General features: G+C 40.7%; 12 protein-coding genes and 1 pseudogene. 2 read left to right on the top strand and 11 right to left on the bottom strand.

The window, feature by feature from the left end; all coding sequences use genetic code 11:
• Window positions 1-295 precede the first annotated feature (295 nt).
• Together AC2TDN_RS17015 and AC2TDN_RS17010 are read right to left on the bottom strand one after the other, a co-directional pair.
• Window positions 296-1,529: pseudogene (locus AC2TDN_RS17015) on the bottom strand (IS110 family RNA-guided transposase).
• A gap of 237 nt (window positions 1,530-1,766) precedes the next feature.
• Window positions 1,767-2,543, bottom strand: a complete 777-nt coding sequence (locus AC2TDN_RS17010) for a recombinase family protein (protein ID WP_484689188.1) — start codon at window positions 2,541-2,543, stop codon at window positions 1,767-1,769.
• A 157-nt stretch (window positions 2,544-2,700) separates the two neighbouring features.
• On the opposite strand from AC2TDN_RS17010, the gene AC2TDN_RS17005 reads away from it, so the two are divergent.
• Together AC2TDN_RS17005 and AC2TDN_RS17000 are read left to right on the top strand one after the other, a co-directional pair.
• On the top strand, window positions 2,701-2,907 hold the full coding sequence (locus AC2TDN_RS17005; RefSeq protein WP_484689186.1) for a helix-turn-helix domain-containing protein: 207 nt from the start codon (window positions 2,701-2,703) through the stop codon (window positions 2,905-2,907).
• A gap of 428 nt (window positions 2,908-3,335) precedes the next feature.
• A protein-coding gene (locus tag AC2TDN_RS17000; protein ID WP_484689183.1) for an IS3 family transposase occupies window positions 3,336-4,495 on the top strand; the annotation gives its coding sequence in 2 pieces (ribosomal slippage) (window positions 3,336-3,573 and window positions 3,573-4,495; 1,161 coding nt in all).
• Between the two features lie 919 nt (window positions 4,496-5,414).
• On the opposite strand, the gene AC2TDN_RS16995 is transcribed toward AC2TDN_RS17000, so the two are convergent.
• The 9 genes from AC2TDN_RS16995 to AC2TDN_RS16955 form a co-directional block, all read right to left on the bottom strand.
• On the bottom strand, window positions 5,415-6,083 hold the full coding sequence (locus tag AC2TDN_RS16995; RefSeq protein ID WP_484689181.1) for a helix-turn-helix domain-containing protein: 669 nt from the start codon (window positions 6,081-6,083) through the stop codon (window positions 5,415-5,417).
• A 154-nt stretch (window positions 6,084-6,237) separates the two neighbouring features.
• The gene (locus AC2TDN_RS16990) at window positions 6,238-6,510 is read right to left on the bottom strand and encodes a hypothetical protein (RefSeq protein ID WP_484689178.1); all 273 of its coding nucleotides are present in this window, start codon (window positions 6,508-6,510) and stop codon (window positions 6,238-6,240) included.
• Window positions 6,511-6,532: 22 nt separating this feature from the next.
• On the bottom strand, window positions 6,533-12,475 hold the full coding sequence (locus AC2TDN_RS16985; protein ID WP_484689176.1) for a DUF3990 domain-containing protein: 5,943 nt from the start codon (window positions 12,473-12,475) through the stop codon (window positions 6,533-6,535).
• Between the two features lie 111 nt (window positions 12,476-12,586).
• Window positions 12,587-13,795: an RCC1 domain-containing protein gene (locus AC2TDN_RS16980; RefSeq protein ID WP_484689174.1), complete on the bottom strand. Its 1,209-nt coding sequence runs from the start codon at window positions 13,793-13,795 to the stop codon at window positions 12,587-12,589.
• A gap of 499 nt (window positions 13,796-14,294) precedes the next feature.
• A complete protein-coding gene (locus tag AC2TDN_RS16975; protein ID WP_484689171.1) occupies window positions 14,295-16,142 on the bottom strand; it encodes an oligopeptide ABC transporter substrate-binding protein in 1,848 nt (615 codons plus the stop codon).
• Window positions 16,143-16,157: 15 nt separating this feature from the next.
• Window positions 16,158-17,063, bottom strand: a complete 906-nt coding sequence (locus AC2TDN_RS16970; RefSeq protein ID WP_484689169.1) for an ABC transporter permease — start codon at window positions 17,061-17,063, stop codon at window positions 16,158-16,160.
• Window positions 17,064-17,089: 26 nt separating this feature from the next.
• A complete protein-coding gene (opp4B, locus tag AC2TDN_RS16965) occupies window positions 17,090-18,052 on the bottom strand; it encodes an oligopeptide ABC transporter permease (RefSeq protein ID WP_484689166.1) in 963 nt (320 codons plus the stop codon).
• Window positions 18,053-18,057: 5 nt separating this feature from the next.
• On the bottom strand, window positions 18,058-18,993 hold the full coding sequence (locus AC2TDN_RS16960; RefSeq protein WP_484689163.1) for an ABC transporter ATP-binding protein: 936 nt from the start codon (window positions 18,991-18,993) through the stop codon (window positions 18,058-18,060).
• The gene (locus AC2TDN_RS16955) at window positions 18,980-19,996 is read right to left on the bottom strand and encodes an ABC transporter ATP-binding protein (RefSeq protein WP_484689161.1); all 1,017 of its coding nucleotides are present in this window, start codon (window positions 19,994-19,996) and stop codon (window positions 18,980-18,982) included. The genes AC2TDN_RS16960 and AC2TDN_RS16955 overlap by 14 nt, the downstream gene beginning before the upstream one ends.
• Window positions 19,997-20,910: the final 914 nt, after the last annotated feature.

The following is a 20,910-nucleotide window of genomic DNA, read 5'->3' as shown; positions in this document are numbered from 1 at the left end:
TTGGAATGAACTGCATAAGTCATGTAATTCCTAGTTCATTTCTAATATCCCAATATAATTGACTTCCAGATCCGTTTATACGTGCTATATTTAATAGCATTTCCACTTGACTACCAGAGTATGTCATATGGCCCGTAGGATCTGTATATCTTAGGGGATTATTATGCACATACGTATAAAGATTTTGACTTAGCGGATTCGTCAATTCCCCTTCATACGTATCCTAGTTAATAAAACGGAACTTAGAATAAAGAAGGTAGAAACTGGAATATAAATCCAATTACCACCAATTATATCATCCTGCTTGCTGTATCGGTAAGGTCGGCATCACGTAAACGGATTTGTTTTTCATCATTGCATAAATGATATTTACCAGTTTCCGCATAATGCAAACAATCGCTTGCTGCTTCGTTTTGCCTTCTGCTAGTCTTTGCTCATAATAGGAATGAAAATGAGGATTTCTTGACTCTTTCTTGGTGCGAGTAACGGCAATTTGTCGAATAGCAAGGCTTTTGAATATGTCATGTAGTTTTCGGTTACCTTGCTTACTCTTGTAGTTTCTTGACTTATTCCCAGAACCTACGGTCACAGGTGCGATTCCTGCGAATCGAGCAAGCTTGTCTGCTGATGAAAATCGGTGAATATCTCCTATTTCAGCAACGAGTTCTGCCGCTGTTACTAATTCAATGCCTGTCATGGATTCAAGCTGAAAACCAAGCTGCTTCATCAAGTCCTCAATATCGACTTCAATGCTGGCTATCTCCTTCTTCATAAAGCCTATGGTTTTCACCTGACTCTTCACAACAGAATCTCGTGAATCCTGATAATCTCTATACGTATCTCCGTCAGCAGCAATCACGATAAGATTTGACTAGCCTTCTTATTAGAAAGTCCATTGTTACTATGGCTACGTAGAAAAATAGCAAGTTCATCCTCTAATACATCTGTTAGTTTCTGTGGAGAAGGATAGGACTCCCAAAAGGCGAGTGCCGTTTTGCCATCAACTTCTGAGAAGAACTTCTTATAGCTGGGATACGGATAACTTATCTGCTGATGTAATTTCTTCACCGTTCCAGACAAGCTATTTGCTAACCATTTCCTTGCGTTATAAGCTGGCTAATTGCCCAGTATAGATCAATTGGCTTTGCATCAGGCAAATTGTGCAATTCATCACGCAAGACTCTTGCAACACATTCTGCATCCCAACTGTCAGACTTCTCGACCGTCACATGGCTCTTTCTTCTAGCGTTAGACAACTTAGGATTAACCTCTTTTACCCAGCACTGCTGTTCTATCAGATAGACAGCCAACCCTCTGCCGTAACCGCCTACATCTTCCAAGCCATAGATAACGGATAACTTCTTTTTTGTATGCTTCTTCACTTCCTTGACAAGTAAAGAAAATGCGGACGGCTTGTTGTCAAACTTGATTTCTCCTAGCTTTTTGTTCCAGCAATCCGTAATGACGGCTGTATGATGCTGTTTGTGGAGATCAACACCCACATAAATAAGATTTTGCTGTTCAATCATCTTTGTTCGCCCCTTTTGTCATTGTTATTTGAATCGTTACTAATAAGTTTGATTCTCATTTCACACAAGATTCATTACTACGGAAATACTCGCTCTGTATGAATCCAGCTTATTAGTAACCACTCAAATGAGCGGCTAGAACATCAATGGTTAGATAAGGTTGCATCCTCAGTTCGAGCGGTCAGAGCCGCAAAGACACGTTAGCAATCTCTTATTTACCTCAATTGTATTCCTTGACTAAATAATAGCTTGATGCAATCCATCTGCTTCAATCTGTCCGTAACGATACTTTCCTTGATAAAATGATTTGCGGTCGAGGATGCGTTTTACCTGTACCTTGGTAAATGACTTTCCTTGCTCCGTTGTGAATCCTTCTTCATTCAACTGCTCAGCTAATGCGGATAGTGACCGTGCTTGAAACTGTGCTTTTAATTGAAATAATCTCTTTACGATTGCTGCTTGCTTCTCGTCAATAACGATTTTCTTTAAACCACGCTTTCCCTTATAACCAAAAGGAATGCCACCTCCTGCAAACTTGCCTTCGGAAGCTTTCTTGTTTCTCCCACGCCCTAGCTTCATCGTAATCTCTAGGCGTTGATAAGCATCCAACAATTCCATCAACCCATTTATTAAAAAGTCTGATGGGTCTTTCTTAAAAATGCTGTATGTTGGCTGCTCAATGCTTTGTATGTCGATGCTATGCCGTTTTAATTCACGATGTACAAGCACTTTGACAATGTCGCTTCTCCATAACCTGCTTGTGTTTAGAACAATCACGTAATCAACCTTATGACTGGGTATAAATGTCATCATATCCTGAAAACCTTCACGTTCGACTTCTAAGGCTTCCTCGTCTACCTTTGCACCGCTGATTCCTTCGTCCGTAAATACGTGAACCAGATTCCATCCTTGGCGGTCACAATAGGCTTGAATCTCGTCCTGCTGATACGACAAGCTATAACCATCCTTCGCTTGCCCTTGTGTGCTTACCCGAACATAACCTATTACATTCATGATTAATCCTCCATCGTTACGGAAATTGTAATTAGTGTAACGCCTAACAGTTCCATATGGATATTATATACCCTTTAAGCGTGACATTCAATGATTTCCCAGATAGGTTCGTGGTATAATCTCTCTATATTTCCCTGTTGGAACGATGGAGGATAGGATGAAAATAAAAATTCGACTTAAAGATATATTAGACGAGCGTGGAATGTCACAAAGACAACTCGCCCGACAAATGAATTTACGTCCAAGTACGATTAATCATCTCTGCTCGGATAAGGTTGATCGGGTCTATATCCGAACGTTAGAAGCAATATGTGAAGCCCTTGATATAAAAATTCATGAACTTATTGTTGAAGAACAAGAATAAGCTATCGTATCGCTTTCTATTTTCAACTTGACTCGGTCGCTGGATGTGCTATGCCCATTTTGAATAACACGAAATAGCCTATTGATTTAAACCACTCCCCGATGGTTAGTTATCGTCTTTCCATTAGTTTCTCAGCATCGGGGATTTCTTTTTCTTTATTTTTAAGTAGAATTAGGTCTAAGTTATTTTTATTTCATCCAGCATTTTGGACTTTTTATCGTTATCGGCAAAATAACGTGTCCGTCTGTGAGTATGTGTATCTACTGGTTTATTGCCAGTGGCTCTAGGCAGTTCCCTGTGGGAATTGTCATTTTTTTTGCCAAGGCTTTGCGATTGGCAAACGTCGACGATGTAAATAGTGAAGTTAGACTGAATAGTAGACACAGATTATACTAGATTCAACAACTTGAACGAGGGAGACTGTGTCTGTGAAGAAGATCGAGCATGATGAAACATACAAGAAGCAAACAGTTCAATATATCAAGGAGAGTGGAAAGCCTGTCGCTGAGGTCGGACGTGAGTTAAAGATTAACGCCAATACCTTGTATGGCGGGGAGCCGGAAATCGTTGCTGTGCAAGCGGTGAAGTCGGAAGATGAACGGCTAAAAGAATACCAAAAGCAGATTCGTGAACTGCAAGAAGAGAACGAAATTCTAAAAAAGGCTATGCACTTCTTTGCGAAAGACCGTCGGTAAAGTATACGTTCATCCATGAACACCGCTCCGAGTACCGACTGGAGAAGATGTGCCTCGTACTGCAAGTTTCTCGTAGCGGCTATTATAAGTGGTTAGGGCGCCCTGAGAGTGAACGTGAGCGTCAACATAAGGAATGGACTGAGCAGGTAAAGGAAGTGTATGACCAATCCAGGAAGCTTTACGGTAGTCCTAAGGTGACCGAACGACTGCATCAAAAGGGCATCACAGTCTCTCAGCGTACGGTCACACGTATCATGAAAGCCAATGGTATCCGATCTAAAACCGTAAAGAAATACAAAGCGACGACGAACTCCAAACACACCCTACCCGTGCAAGAGAACGTGCTGAATCGGGAATTTACCGCAAGCAAGCCGAATGAGAAATGGGTTACAGATATTACCTACATTCATACGGCAGAGGGCTGGCTCTATTTGGCGAGCGTAATGGACTTGTACTCACGTAAAATCGTAGGCTGGCATATGAATGAGCGGATGACCAAAGAGCTTGTCCTTCAGGCTTTAAAGCAAGCTCATGGACGTCAGCATCCGGATCAAGGTCTGATTCACCATTCGGATCGCGGTAGCCAATACGCCTCCTTAGACTACCAGAAACAACTCCAGATTTACGAGATGGTTGGTAGCATGAGCCGGAAAGGAAACTGTTATGACAACGCCTGCATTGAGTCATTTCATAGTGTACTGAAAAAGGAACTGATTTACCTTAATAAGTACGAAACCCGAGAAGAAGCGAAGAAAAGCATCTTTGAATACATTGAGGTATTTTACAACAATGAACGCATTCATTCTTCGATCGGGTATCAAACGCCATCAGATTTCGAACGTATGTACCTGAATCGAGTGGCGCAAGAAAAATATCTGTGTCTACTATCTTGACAGAAGTCCATAGCTGTCGTAGTGTTGATTCTTCAAACATGCTTTGCAACACTTGGAAACCTAGAAGCGTTTCTATCTTAGATATGCTCTCTTTATTTTCCATTAGCCATGATAAGTCCATCGTGCTTACTGATGATGGATATTCAATTTCATATAGCACTTTAGCCGTCATGTAATCAAAGAATGGCTTACCCAGTAACTCAACAGCATTTTTAGTCTGTGAGAACTTCTTCATCTCGCTATTACTTGGCTTAATTTCAAGCCGTAGGATTCCCTTGGATTGCTCGACAAGTTCAGGAGATGCTTTCTCCTTTTGTATCTGTCGCTGCTTGTCATAGAACATTCTTCTGCTGCTCTTGTTGGAAAACGTCTGATCTTGGTTGTAGCTTCTTGTGTTCTTAAGTGCTAACTTCTGCTTGCTTAGCATTCGTACATACTCACCAACATCTCTACCTGCTTGAAAGTTCCAACATATATCTGCTCGGCTTATCAACCATTCCGAATGGGGAATACTAACAGAAAAGAGTAGATGTATGCGTTCCTGTACTCTTTCAAAAAATCTCGGTATGTCCTGTTGATTAATGAGAGTTACATTGTTTCCATACAACAGCTTTGGAATGGATACTTGAATCGACAATGTCTGACTGCCATCAAGATATTTGATATATGGCAATTGTTTCACACCTCGTTTGCAGTACACCAGTTTCCTTATTTAGAAGTGTAAGTGACTTACAGTTCTCCATGCTTAACAATAAATCTGATTCAAGGTAAATAGGTTTGCTTTTATCACAACCGTATCAAACATTCAATTCCTTCTTTCTATTTTCTGGATAGATTAATATTCTGGATCAAATTAGCTATGTTATAAGAAAAGACAACATGCCTACATCATCATCACCTCCTTTCAAATTTTCTCGTTTTACTCTTTCATCCACAGCAATTCATGCTTTTTCAGAAGCTTAAACAATTCGTTATGAAAGCTTTCTTCCTCTTCGTCCCATACCGAAAATCCTGTAATACCCATGAAATACATCATGGAACGCAATGCTTCAATGCGCTTATCATGCTTTCTCTCCCATTGCAGTTGCTGCTCAAAATCCAGATCATTGGGAACAGATTCATTTAACAGGTTTGAAGTCCTTTCCAGTATCTCATGTGTTTTATTTCCCATATCAACAGCGTAGAGTTCATTATACAAAGCACCTTGAAGCGTAAGAATAATCCTCTCCATTTTCAATTCAGCGTAAATCATTCGTTTCTCTTCTTGATAAGGATCAATTGACCTTGTGTATTCATGTTCATTTCCGTCTGTATCCGTAAAGTAGTCGGGTATTTCAAACGAATCTCGTCTTGATATTCGATCAAGATAATCCAGTCGCAATTCAATTTCCTCAATTTTCGATAACTCTTTTTGAAAGTATTCTGCTTCTAGTTTGAACAACTTGGAAAGGGCTTCTAGCTTGGCTTTTGGAATGGGTCTACGCTTACTCAGCCAGTCCGTAACCGTTGATGGTGTAATCTCTAGCTTCTCAGCTAATTTCTTATACGTTCCGTTGTACAGCTTTACGATGTATTCTAAGCCGATCATAAATAATATCCCTCCAATCGAATGACGTGTCATTACGTCTTGATGTAAATATAGCATTGACGTTTTAATACGTCAATAGGGAGTGAGTAAATATTTTTAAGCAAAAAAGAAACCACATGGAGTTATTATACTCGCATGTGGTTTGCACTGAAAATTATGGATTATATAACTTTGGAACTAGTTCATCTTTACACTTATTCCACCACTGTGAATCATGACCATAGTAGATAGTGTATGCCCAATCAGTAGGTGAATCATAAAATAAAAAATCATCATCAAAAGGACTTTCATATTGGCTCCAATGGTTGTTTAACCTTCCAATAGCTTCCTCATCAGATATCAAAAACTCTTTAATCATTGCTTTGGCAATTAACTTTAAATAATTCAGATTCTCTTCACTACCCACATTGAAGGAAAACTTCAGCAAATGACATCCCTCCTGTATAGAACTACTTTACTTTTACGTAAGTAGGTAACATTAATCCTTCATGTATTGTATTCGCAAGTGTTTGATTATGCACTGATAATTGAAATCCTGTCCCATTGTAATAGTCTCTAGGCATAACTTCTCCATTTGTGAAATAAGGATTCGCCAGCATTGGTCCACTGACAAAATCATACTTGTGATGTTGTCCACCGTTACGATGGTTATAAACAAAGGTTTTCCAATCATCGCTTTCTCCATTGAAAGACAAACCATCGTAAGCGTCTAAAAAATCATCATCAACTTTAAATGTCATTACAACACCTTGCGTATCCCCTGCTTTCTTGGCTTGTCTTTTTGCCCACTTCACAGCCTGTCCTTTATCAGTTGTAACATAGAATCCTTTTCCAAAATCCAAGTTGTCTCGACCTCTTTTTATGTCAATTCCATTGTTAATACTTTTCGCATCAGCAATTGTTGTTCCGTGATACAGAAAAACATCATCGTTCTTTTTATTTTTTGTTGGCGTAGTCGCTATATCTTTAGACTTTGATTCTGACCTCTCCTTGGCATTATGCATCATTGAACTTACACCAATCCCAGCTCCTACAGCAGCAGCACCTCCTGCTATTGCTGCCCATGCAGTGGGGAATGCTAACGGTACTAACGGTATTAGGAACGCAAAATGCCCAGATGGATCAATATACTTAAGTGGATTATTCTTCACATAAGTATACAGATTCTGACTCAGCGGATTTGTCAATTCCCCCTCATAAGTATCCTCATTTATAAATCGACCCATACTTGGATCATACCAACGTGCACGGAGATATTGCAAGTCAGTTGTTTCATCCCAATACTCCCCGGAATAACGGAATGAGTTATCTACTAATTCTGTAGCTGAAAGTGTATTTCCCCAAATATCATACTCATATTTGTTTAATACGGCTCCTGTCGCGCTTCGTATATCGACTACGTCACCATGACCATTATGCTGGTAATAACCCTTGTCTCCACTTTTATTTTCTTGCATCACTAGTCCGTTACCACGAAGATAACTTACTTTTTCAGTTACTTTTCCATCAGGCTGTACGATCCCTTCGGCTATGATTTGTTGACCGTCATAATAATAACGTGTTTTCACACCATTTTCTTGACGTTCAACAAGTAGATTATCACCATTGTAGCGATAATTAACGACTTTTCCGTCATCACCGGTCACTTTCTTCAGACGATCCCAGTCATCATACTCATAAGCAGTATTCGTTTTTAATTCGACATCACTCGTCGTTACTATGGTCTGACGATTTCCTCGATTATCATACATATACGCTTCATTAAATTGCGTCGAAGTATCAATTCGATTCAATGGATCATAAGTAAAGCTGTTATTCGCCGTAACTTTTTCATTATTTTTCTCCAAGATCGACTTTATATTACGATTTAAATCATGATCGTAAGTTATTTCCTTTTGCACAACGGTATTTGGATCAACATGCTTCAAATTCGTCATTTTGTTATCAACAAATCCATATTCAGTTTGCATACCATTGGCTTGTGTTTTCTTTAGTTGCTGCCCATTTACATAATAACTATAACTTTCTTGTATTTCACCATTCCAAGATACGCTTTCCAACTGATTCATTTTATTAAATGTATATTTTGCTTTGTCCGCAAACGGAGTCGTCATCTGGTCACGAAGACCACGCACATCATAGGTGTAGCCAATTGTTTTGCCATCTGGATAAATAACCGTTTCTAATTCATTTGTATATGGTTTATACATATACTGAGTTATTCCTGTTCCATCTGTCATTTTCTCGCGAGAACCGTTATCTTTATACTGGAATGAAATGGTTTCCGTTGGACTCTGTTTGGTCAGTTGGCGATTACGATCATCATATGAATAATTGAATATTTGTCCAGCTTTATCTATCATCTTCGTACGATTGCTATTGGCATCGTAATAAAAAGTATCCTGTTTCAGCATCGGATCTGTATTTCTAATTAGTCGACCGAGTTCGTCATACTCCTTCAATTGTATTTTTCCATCCGGGAAAATGATTTTAGTCAGATTACCCATTTTATCATATTCATAATTCGTCTTTTCTAGCTTCGCATTGATAACTGATTTCAATTGTCCAATTAAATCATAGGACATTGACGTTAATTCGTTCTTCGCATCCCGCTGTTCTACTACTTGTCCATTAAATGGGTGATACTTATTTTGTGTAATGAGCTTAACCGCCCCACCTAGTTGGGATTGCTCTTCCACAGTCATTAGTTGACCAAACTTATTGTACGATTCAATCTGTTTGTATCCAAGAGCGTCGCTATAGGTCACTTTTCTCAAAGCATCGTTGTAGGCAATGCTTGATACGGAAGCATCCTCTGAAATGTTCTTAACTGCTCGACTCCAATTATCATATTCTACCTGTGTCCGACTACCTAGCGCATCTTGAGTCTCAACAGGTCTTCCATGAGTATCATAAATAGTCTTGCTTTTCCTCAAGTAGCCGGTTTGGTCAAATAAACCCTCTTCTTCTATCCATCCTATTCCGTTATAACGCGTTTGTGACCGGTTTCCGATTTCATCAGTCATGGTTACTGTATTTAAAATATCATCATAAACCACACCCAATGTCTTATTACCAGGGTAAACTACTTGTTTTATCCGTCCTAGCTTATCGTATTGATATTCTGTCCGAATATTCCTCCCATCTATGGATTCTGTAATGGATGCTGTCATTTGCCCAGTTGACTTTGCATATTCTGTATCCATTTTAATGGTACTCGACACGCCATCTGCATCCCTGACAGTTACACGCTGTCGGGTTGGAAAGGCTTGAGCATAATCACTACTATATTCCGTCGTCTTCATTACGCTTTTATTTCCATTGGCAATCTGAAGAGTGGTGAAATTACCATGGTTATCGATATCACCATAAGAAACTTCTTGTACAACTTCACCTGAAGCATCATTTTTTCTTACTGTAACCTTGATAATATCTCCTTTTGCATTGCGTTCATAGGCAGTATACAGGTAAACTCCAGTATCTACGAGTGTACGTTCGGTCATCAACCATTTCTTTGCAGGATCGTAAGTAAAGGTTGAAGAAACACCATTTGCATTCGTAGATGCTAATACGTTTCCGTAATCATCATACTGCACACTTGAAGTGAGAGTATCACTCGTTTTATTGTCACTTAATGCCGTACTTGTTGGTGATGTGACCGGATAAGCGCGAGTTCCCACATTTTTGGAATACGCATAAACCGATTTTTTTTCCATCCCATCAGCTACCTCTATTTGCTGCTCAAGATAGACCTGCGTAGGTGTTTGATTATCAATATAATCTTTTTTATATTGTGAGGTTACGCTTGTAAGACCATTGTTCAGTGTAGTTGAGAATGTATAGTCCTGACCGTACGCCTGGCCAAAATCCGTGTTGTTATAGAATAAAGTATGACGGTTAAATTCTTTAATTATCCCATTCTCGTAAAACAACTTATCTACTCGAGAAGAAATTCGGTAAGCTTCATTTGTAGATTCGGCACCAGTAAACCGTTTAATGGGAGCAGGTTCATACGTATAGGAAGATTTTAATCCGGTTGGATGTTGAATTTCAGTCAGTAAGGCATATGGATTGGATTTTGCTCTTTCTGGATATGCTCCAAATAGATTAAACTTGGCATTAGATATGGAATAAGAATAAGTGGTTTTTCTCCCTTCCGCATCTGTTACCGAATCTAGCAGCTCGGTAGACCCCTCTACTCGTTTTTTGTAAGTTACTTTTTCATTTCCTTTTATAATGCTAACTTCAGAAGAAGAATAAGTAATTTCCATCGTATTCCCAATGGCGTCTTTTACTTGACTGAGCAGTTTGCGACCGTATGTTGGATGATGTGCATATATAAACTCTGTTGTATTATCATAAGCGTCTGCAATTTGGATGATTCGACCGTCTTCGTCAAAATACTTTTTAATGCTTCCATCTATTTGAGATAATACATACTTAGATCTCACACCATTAACAACTTTAGTGGTATCTGTCGTTAAGCTTATTCCTTCCCAGTCGTAGCCCTTAAGTAAATTACCTTCCACTTCATACCTTCCACCATCACCCATTTGCATATATTGTTTACCATTCTCAGATCCTACATATGGCAAGCTCCACGACCAGCCCTTTCCAATCGGATAGAGTTGTTCATTCAGCGGGACAGCCGTATCGTTGAAATAAGTAACGCTTGAATAAGTACCCGTTTGGACGGACATGACCTTCGCTGCTGTATTGCTAGAAATGTAATAATTAAATCCACTATCATTACCAATAAAATTATTGGCTTGTCTATTAATTACTGTCTGCGTATTCAATGCTTCGTAGTAATCAGATGTTAAGGAGGTCCTCAACATTATTTCAGTTCCAGGGCCCTCATACGGCACTGAGTTTATCCATTGAGATCCATTTATTGAATAGACATTTCTCCATCTATCACCGTCACCTGATGATACCCATGGTCCATAGTTCACTGAACTGGAATATGCTGGCATTGTTACCGTTCCCAGATATTTTTGAGTATACACGCGTGTATCAGTTGCCGGTTTCTTAACCGTCCCCGAGTAATAAACTTTCCATTGTTTAGTACAAACGTAACCTTTTTGTCCTTTAACAGCACAATCTTTTAATACATCCGGCGTTCCTCCCGTTAATACTCCTGTATAACCATCAACGTTATAGTATTGCGTAGATGGACAAGTTGTTGCGGCTCCTGACGTTTCTTTCCAAGTGCCTGTTGAATCATAAGAACCAGGTTTAGAATATGTACACGAATTGGAAGAAGAATTGGAAATTGATTTGGAATGCGCTGCGGTATATTTACCAGATGTAACTTCGGGTACCCCCGAATTGTACAGTGCACCGCTATAACCATATTGACTGTACATTACATAAGGCGCAAAATTAGCTGGATTAGCATTTGTTCTAGTTGCTTTTTTTTCAATCGAATCGGATGGGATACTAAAGTTTAACGGTTGGTTCATTATTTGCATAGCGCTCAATGCAGTTGAATATGTACCGCGCAACTTTTCTTCAGTATTTAAAATAGAGGTATATCGGTCTATACTTCCATCACTGTCATAATCTTCTTGAACCCACCTATTCTCTTGATACTTTACTTCATATTTATACAAAATCTGTTTTTTCATTGCATAATATTGAACATAATATTGATAAATTCCGTATTCATTTCTACTAGAACCATATTTCATATCATAAAACTGAGAATCACCAGAGTCATATTGTCTCGTCAAGGCAAAAGAGAGGCCATTTCTACCAGGCAAAGTCATATCCGTGTTCTTAGTGGACAGGCTCCCAGAAAGGCTTGAGATTGATTCATTATTAATGCCAACCGAATATGGGGCTTCATTTATTTTCGTCTTATCATATACGGGCGGCTTTTCTAAAATTGGTGGTACTCCAAATGCGCTCATACTCATAAATTTATTAGATCCATAAACATTTTTTGTAACCGTTTGATCGTTATAGTCTGATGTTTTAACATTAGGATCATAGACCTGTCCCGTGACAGTAGATTGATTAGCTTCAATGATCACAACATCTTGAAGCGATTCAACAGGCAGGTTACTGTACACACTACCACTTACAGAAGGAGATATGTTTAACACATCAGAAAATAAAAGATTAAGCGCATTTTCAAATGTAATGCCTTCTAATTCTGCTTTATATAATGCGGAATAAATTTCATTCATCGTATAGCCAGCATCCATATATTGCTGTAAAAATGCTTCCGTTACAGGAAAACGTTCCATCACCTTTTGGAAAGTAAGGGTTGTTTCATCCTCCGAACTCGCTTTTACCTTTTCAGCCTCAAAATTGCTAAATATACCAGTGAAGAATGTAAGTATAAGTAATATTGAAATAATACGCATCCATTTTTTTGTTTTCAATGCTGTTATCTCCCGACTCAAAATAATAGTTAGTTATGCTGTGTTATCTACTTTTAGTTGATAATTTTTATGTGTTAATTAAGATAAAACACTTTAAATAATGATAGACGCTTAAGATATACGTTTGATCGATAATAGATTACCGTTCTCATCATACGTATACTTATATTTCACACCATCTTTTAAAATAAAGTCCACGCGGTTATTTGAATCATAATAATATTCAATCATTTTGTTAAACACTAGATTTCTTATCTGACCACTAGAACCCCACCACAACCAGGCTGTCCCATCTATTTTTATTGCACTCAAAGCTCCTCCACTATTTATAACCTTTACATTTGTAAGACCACTCACTTGTCCTGGTGAAGTATTATTCCCTCCCCATGACCATACCGTTCCATCTTGTTTCAAAGCTAAGGAAGTGCTGCGTCCGGCAGATATTGATATCACGTTCGACAAACCACTCTGTACTGGAAACAATCGTTCAGTATTTGTTCCATCACCCAATTGTTTAGCATTGTTCACTCCCCATGACCAAACTGTTCCATCTTGTTTTAGGACTAATGAAAAACCATCTCGTACGCTATCATCTCCTGCGCTAACAGCTACTACGTCTATCAAACCACTAACTTTTGTTGGATTGGGATAGTATTCAAATTCTTTCGTACCATTCCCTAATTGACCTGTTGAATTATACCCCCATGTCCAGACTGTACCGTCTTGCTTTAAAGCGATAGAATGATTTTCCGATGTATTGATGGCAATTATATTAGTCAACCCTGCTTTTTGGACAGGAGTCCTCATATAGGTTCTGACTTCATCATGCAAATAACCTTCCATTTCTAGGCCCCACGCCCAAACCGTACCGTCTTTTTTTAGAGCCAATGAATAGTTATATCCAGCAGATATAGCAATCACGTTCGACAAACCAATCACTTGGACGGGAAGTAATCTTTTTGTACCAGTTCCGTCACCTAGTTGACTATCAAAGTTATTTCCCCATGACCAAACCGTTCCATCTTCCTTTAATGCAAGCGAATAGAAAACACCCGAATCTACAGAAATAATATTCGATAATCCTTTTACTTTGGTAGGGATAGTACTTGATGTTGTTGATGTTGTTCCATTACCTAATTGTCCGTATTGATTACTCCCCCATGCCCATATAGTTCTATCTTCTCTAATTGCAAGAGAATGACTGCCGCTTGAAGATATCTGTGTTACTGTTTGCGCATTTGCTGCTTCTACTTCTGGATTTATAAATAGAAAAATTGCATTAAAAAACAGTATAAAACTGATAATTATTTTGAGCTTCATTCTTCACTCTTCCTCGCTTTTTGTTTTTTTCAATCTGATAATCTGTTTGATTTTTAAAAAATGTAATAATCTTTATTTTTCACTTCGTCGTATTTCTCCCCTCCGCTGAAAATATGCATTTCAAATTAGAAAAATGAGAATTATAAAAGCACATTTACACATTATATCTTTTAGTTACAAAAAAAGTAAATGTCTCATTATGTTGACAATTGTCGAATAGTTATAATGTAACGTAAATTCTTTAAATTAATAGATTAAAAATATATACTTTTTTCAAAAACTTAATATTTGTTTGGAAAATGGATCGAGCTTCGCCTGAGAAGTGCCGTGTCAGCTTAAAGCTTGAACTTACATACACTCTGCCAAAGTCTTTGATCTCGAAGCTGTCAAATTAGCAGGTTGACAACGACAAACTAGATTTAACTACACCGCCTAACTATATGCTAAGGGGCCCGACCATTTATGGTCGGGCCCCTTAGCATATAGTATGATCAGCTCCTTATTTCGCTACAAACGGTTTATCCTGCGATACAGCAATCTGATACGTATATAGATCCGTTCCGTCGCCTATCGCATAGTTGAGTATCCGCTTGTTGACCGGAGAGATCACAGCGCGGTACAAGGTTGGGAATACCGGAACCTCATCTACCATTAGCTGCTGCCATTCCTTATAAATGCCTTGACGAACCTTCACATCAAACGCTTCCGCTGATAAGCCAGCTTTAAGCAGACGATCCTGCTCATCGCTCGCATAACGCGAGAAGTTGTAGATCGCGTCGCGACCATACAAGCTTGCAGGATCAACGTCAATGCCTACACCCCATGCCCCTTGATATACATCAACCTTAGGATCATCCTCGCCATTGGAGCCCACACGCTCATAGAAGGTGTTGAATTCTAGCATTTCAAGCTGAACGTTCAATCCGATTGCTTGCCAAGACTGCACGTAATACTGGGCTAAAGGCTGAGCAGTATCCCCGCCAGTCATGGAGATAAAGTTAATGACCAGCTCGCTGCCATCCGGATTGGTACGATATTTTCCATTTAACTTATAGCCCGCATCATCCAAAATCTTCTTGGCTAATTCCGGATCAAAAGCAAGACCTTTATTCGTATCATCATGGTATTCAGGATGGGACGGCGGGATTAGCGTCGTCGCGTTCCATCGCAAGCCGTGATAGAACTTTTTGCCGACCTGGTCATTATCGACGGCATGCGCCATCGCTTTCCGCAAATTCACATCGCCCATTTTGGCTTTTGGATCAGGAGCAACCTTTTTGGTCGCTGCATCCCATTTCCCTAGCTTAAAGCCAATGTACGTATACGCTCGGTCAATCGCGCCCAAATATTCTACGTTCGACATCGTCGCGTTGTCCGGGTATTGATCAACCGGGAATGAATCGACGAGATCGACTCCGCCGCTTTCGAGCTGCTGAACGATAGTCGTAGGGTTAATAACTTTCAGGATAACTTCATCCAAAGCAGGCTCTCCCCGCCAATAATCCGCGTTTTTCTCAAAGACTACCGATTCGCCAGGAACGATGCTTTTCACTTTAAAAGCCCCGAAGCCGATTGGCTTCTCGCGCACCTCTGGCGAGGAAGAAATTTTTGCTACATCCATATTGCCGAAAATATGCTTTGCCAATGGATAATTCCACACGCCGCCGGTTAATAAGGATGGCGTTGATTCAATGTAAGTAATTTTAAGCTTTTTGTCAGAAAGAACCTCTATGCCGGAGATGGTTTTTGCTTTGCCATCATGGAATTCATTCATCCCTACAATATTCGTGAAACTAGAGTCATATCGCGGGCCGTCATATTTCGGATTTCCAATAACTTCATGGGCAAACAGCCAGTCTTCAGCTGTTACCGGCTTGCCATCATGCCAGTTGACATTATCACGAATCGTAAGCGTAAACGTTTTGCCGTCTTCCGACACTTCATACGTTGCAGCTCCGTCATTCGTGTATACATAGTTTTTATCCCAAGTGAGCAGCGCTTCATCAAACCAGCCGAGCACCTGAGAATCCGGGTCACCGGAATAAAAGTTGAAGTTCAGCGTCCCTTCAAACGGTGTATCCGATACCAAACCGAAGGTGATGGAGCCGCCTTTAATGGCTTCGCCCTCATTTTTCTTCACGTTGCTGAAATCATCAATGGAATAAAGACCATCCTCTACGGCAGGCTTCTCGCTCTCGGTTGGCGTTGGTTTATCCCCGCCGTCCGTCGGAGACGGATTCCCCGCCTTGTTCCCATTGCCGGATGTACATGCCGCTAGAAAGACGAGCAGCGCCAGCATTAGCGGAAGGATTAGCGACCTTGCAAAAACAGACTTCCTCTTAACCATAAATTTCCTCCTCTATTATCCTTTTCTTTGTCTTGCATCCGTCGCACGCTTTAACGCTTGACCGACATTATTTATACTCAACATCAATACCAGGATCAGTAACGATGCAGGTAACCAGATCCACCATCTAGACTCTAGCGTTTGCGGGTCCCTAGCATAGCTGACTAGAGTGCCTAGACTAGGCGTGCTCTCTGGAAAACCGAACCCTAAGAAGGAAAGGCCGGATTCCAAGCCGATATTTGCCGCCAAATTCAAAGTCATCGTAACGATAATAAGAGAGCTTAAATTTGGCAGCACTTGCGACAGCATGATTTTCAGATTAGAAGAGCCTAACGTCTTGGATGCTTGCACATAATCGAGCTCCTTCTCCTGCAGCGCTTTGGAGCGAATCAGCCTTGCAATCCCCATCCATAGAAAAGCGGTCATAATGAGCGAAAAGGAAACAATGCTATATTTAGGAACGGCTGTGACAAAGGCAATAACGATCATCAAAGTCGGCAAAATCATAAAGAAATCAACGAATCGCATAAAGACATTGTCCACCGTTCCCCCGAAATAACCGGAGATGAGTCCTACTAAAACGCCAATAATCCCAGTGAGCAAAGTAACGATAATACCGATTGATAAAGAGTTCCGTGTTCCGATAATCAATTGCCCAAAAACATCGCGTCCGCCATAATCGGTGCCCAGCCAGTATTCAGCCGATGGCGGCTGCTTAAGCGCGAATAAATCTACCGTTACGATTTGCTCTTGGTCCAGAACAAGTGATATCCCATAGACGGACAAGATCACTAGGCTTAAGAAGATTAATGACACGAAGGCCAGCCTATCTCGAACGATTTCCCGCCAGATGATGCTCCAGCCTGAAGGACTTTTGTCCAGTTGCTTGTGCGTGCTTATTGGGGCGGTTGCCTTTCTCATTTCATTCACCTCAAGGTATCGGGTTCTTATTTAATTCGAATACGAGGATCAACTATGCTTAAAATGATGTCGGAAATTAATGCTCCGAGAATGGATGCCACTCCGTACAAGAGAACCAAGGTCGTAACGACGCTGAAATCACGCAGGGAGATCGAGCTGAGGAACAGCTCGCCCATTCCGGGATAACTGAAGATACTTTCAATGAACACCGTACCTCCGATAAGCCCTGTAATTTCATAGCCAAAGAACGCTGCGATCGGCAATAACGAATTCCGTAAAATATGACGATTATACACGCGCGATTCCGAGGCGCCCTTTGCTCTTGCCGTTATGATGAAATCCTTCTGCTTCGTATCGATAATCTCGCTGCGCAGCAATTGAACGCTTGTTACCGTCGTAATTAATGCCATGGACAAGGCCGGCAGCAGCAAGTGATAAAATTTGCTCATAACGTATTCAAGCGTTCCTGGCTCCACTCCAGGTTCGATGCTTCCTCCTGTCGGAAACCAGCCAAAATGAAAGCCGAACACCCATAGCATCAGCAAGCCAAATATAAATAACGGTGCTGCAAAGCCTAAGTATGTATAGCCTGTAATCATTCGATCCGCCCATGTATCGTTATAGCGTCCGCTAGTGATGCCGAGTGGAATCGCAATTAAATAGGTAAGGATTAACGTCACTAAGGATAACCAAATGGTATTCATCATCCGCTGACCGATCAGATCGGAAACCGGCATTTTAAAGCGAAACGATTGCCCGAAATCGCCTTGAAAAGCCTTCGTAATCCAGTCCCAATATTGCACATACCAAGGGTTGTTGAGACCTAGCCTCTCACGCAGCGCATCCAGCGCCGCCGGATCTACATCTGGACCGATCATGCCTGTCAACGCATCTCCCGGCATGGCTTTAGCCATTAGAAATACAAGAATACTCAATAAAAAAATTTGAGGAACCATAATGACCATTCTTCGCGCAATTGTCCTCCACATCGTCCTCAACCTCTCTCAGGCAAAGCCACGAAATGTGTCTCTGATATTCGTTTCAATGGATAAGCTAAGCCATCCTCGTCAAAATAATTGCCATAGGCTTGTTCATATTCCGTCTTTACCGCTGCTCGGAACCTATTCTTTTCCTCACGTTTATTCGGATCAATATCAGGTATGGCAGAGATAAGGCGCTTCGTATAAATATGCTGCGGGTCATCGAAAATATCCGCTGTCGTTCCTTGCTCTACGTAACGGCCCTTATACATAATGCCAATCTGATCGCACATATGCCGAATAATGCCAAGATCATGACTGATCAATAAATAAGTAAGATTCAATTCCTTCTGGATATCCTGCATAAAATTCAGCACCTGCGCTTGCACCGACACATCGAGTGCCGACACCGGCTCATCAGCGATAATCAGCTTCGGCTTGAGCGCAATTGCTCTCGCAATGCCGATCCGCTGCCGCTGGCCTCCCGAAAATTCATGCGGATATTTATAAATCGATTCCGGGCTTAAGCCTACCTGCTCCAATAGCTGCTGGACGCGGCGTTTCTCCTCACTTGCCGACAGCTTCTCGAAGTTTCGCAATGGCTCGGAAATAATGTCCAGTACGCGCTTCTTCGGATTTAAAGAGGAATAAGGGTCTTGGAAGATCATTTGAATATCTCTGCGGAATGCGGAATGTCTCTGCACGCCATCTGCAGCAAGCTGTCGTCCTTCAAAGAGAATTCTGCCCGATGTTACTGAATTTAGACCTATAATCGCTCGGCCTGTCGTTGTCTTGCCGGAGCCGGATTCGCCTACGAGCCCATAAGTTTGTCCCTGCTCCATGGAGAAGTGTATACCGTCTACCGCTTTGACCGGTTGACCTTTTTTGCTGAAAAGGCCGCCGCGATTTGGAAAGTGCACCTTCAGATCACTTACCTCAAGAAATGACATGATGACGATCCCCCTCCTTCGAATCAGGGAAGTGAAAGTGCTTGTAGCAGCTGCATCTGACCAGATGCCCCGGTGAAATCTCATGCATAATCGGGTTCTCTTCATGCGCAGATTCATCAATCCAAGGAATCCTTGACCGAAAGCGGCAGCCCTGACGCGGGAGATTTTGCAGAGACGGTACGATTCCCTGTATGACATGGAGCTTGGATTTTGCTTCATTCACAGTCGGTATGGATTGCAGCAGCGATCTTGTGTAGGGGTGCTGGGCATTTGAGATTAACGTATAAATATCGGCGATCTCGACAATTTGGCCGGCATAAATGACCGCTACGCGATCAGCCATTTCGGCAACAACACCGAGGTCATGCGTAATTAAGACGATTCCAGCCTTGCTATCCTCCTTTAGCTTTCGGAGCAGTTCGAGAATTTGCAGTTGAATCGTCACATCAAGTGCGGTAGTCGGTTCATCGGCAATCAGCAGCTTGGGATCATTCGCGATCGCGATCGCAATAATTACCCGCTGCCTCATTCCGCCGGATAATTCATGGGGGTATCGCCCGTAGGTATGCTCGGGGCGGGGAATACCTACTTTCGCCAAAAGCTCGATTGCTCTGTTTGCCCTCTCCTTCTTCGAAAGCCTAGGCTGATGAAGGAGAATGATCTCTTCAATCTGGGAGCCAATAATCATGAGCGGATTTAATGCCGACAAGGGATCTTGGAAGATCATGCCCATATCTTTTCCCCTTAGCTTGTTTAGCTTGGAGGGAGACAACTGCGCAATATTGTGCCCGTTGTAAATAATATTCCCTTCAATTCTCGCTCTCGTATGCAGCCCCATGATCGAGTAGGCTAGCGCACTCTTGCCGGAGCCGGATTCGCCGACTATCGCCAGCACCTCATTTTCTCTCACCGATAGCGTGACATCATCCACCGCTGCATAATAATGATCCGAGATTCGAAAAGAGGTCGTTAAATGTTCGATTTTCAGCAGCTCTTCGTTCAAATAAATCCTCCTAACAGCGCAATCATGCTAAAGTCTCAATTCTCTTAATATTCAGATAATTACACGCGAATAGAACCATGTCTTCGGAACGATATAAAGAAATATCTACTACTAAAGCAGTAGTCATATAGACATTTATTTACTTATATTTGGTTAACGTTCCTTATTTTCTCCATATATTAATGTTAAATTTACATTATGTCAAGTATTTATGTGGAATTAATCCTATTAATAATTCAGTTTGTTTATGTAATAATATTACATAAACAAACTATTTTAAATTATTTTATGCAGCTTTCGTTTTATTATAGTGTCTTCACAATCAATCTTTTCAATGAACTATCACTAATTATCAATAAACAAATCAATTCTATAAAATTATTATTTTTTTTGCTTAAACGGTTCCTTTTCTATTCATTAACATGCTTAGCTATTTGCACATGGAATATCGAACATAAACATGACATGCATGACGAATCAAGCGTTAAGCCTTTCTTTATATCAATAATTAACTAGGTATATATTCCTGCATGCGAATGACTAGGATTAATGACTTCTATTGGGCGAAAATACAATAGGGCCTCGCTTAGAAGACGGCGCACCGGCGTAAGCAACAGGAGAGCGTTAAATTTTATGAGAAGGAATTGTCATCAAAGAAAAGCAGTCTATATTTATGAAATCGGTCATGCGTTAGGACTTGCTCATGCTTCGACCGGAGTGGCTTCTATCATGAGAGATCAAGATCAACGTCATGCAAACGGTTGGTATGTTCCTCAGACGGATGATATTAACCTGAATTTCGAAAGCCCCTAGTAATGAGTGTTAATACACGATGTCATAGGGGACCACTTCCAAATATGTAAGTGAAAATGATGAAGTGATTGGTCCTGCTAGATTTTAGCGTACATCATCCC

The organism is Paenibacillus sp. Y660 (genome assembly GCF_057221575.1).
Note: the sequence above shows the minus strand (reverse complement) of the source record. Positions and strands in the feature narration are given on the sequence as shown.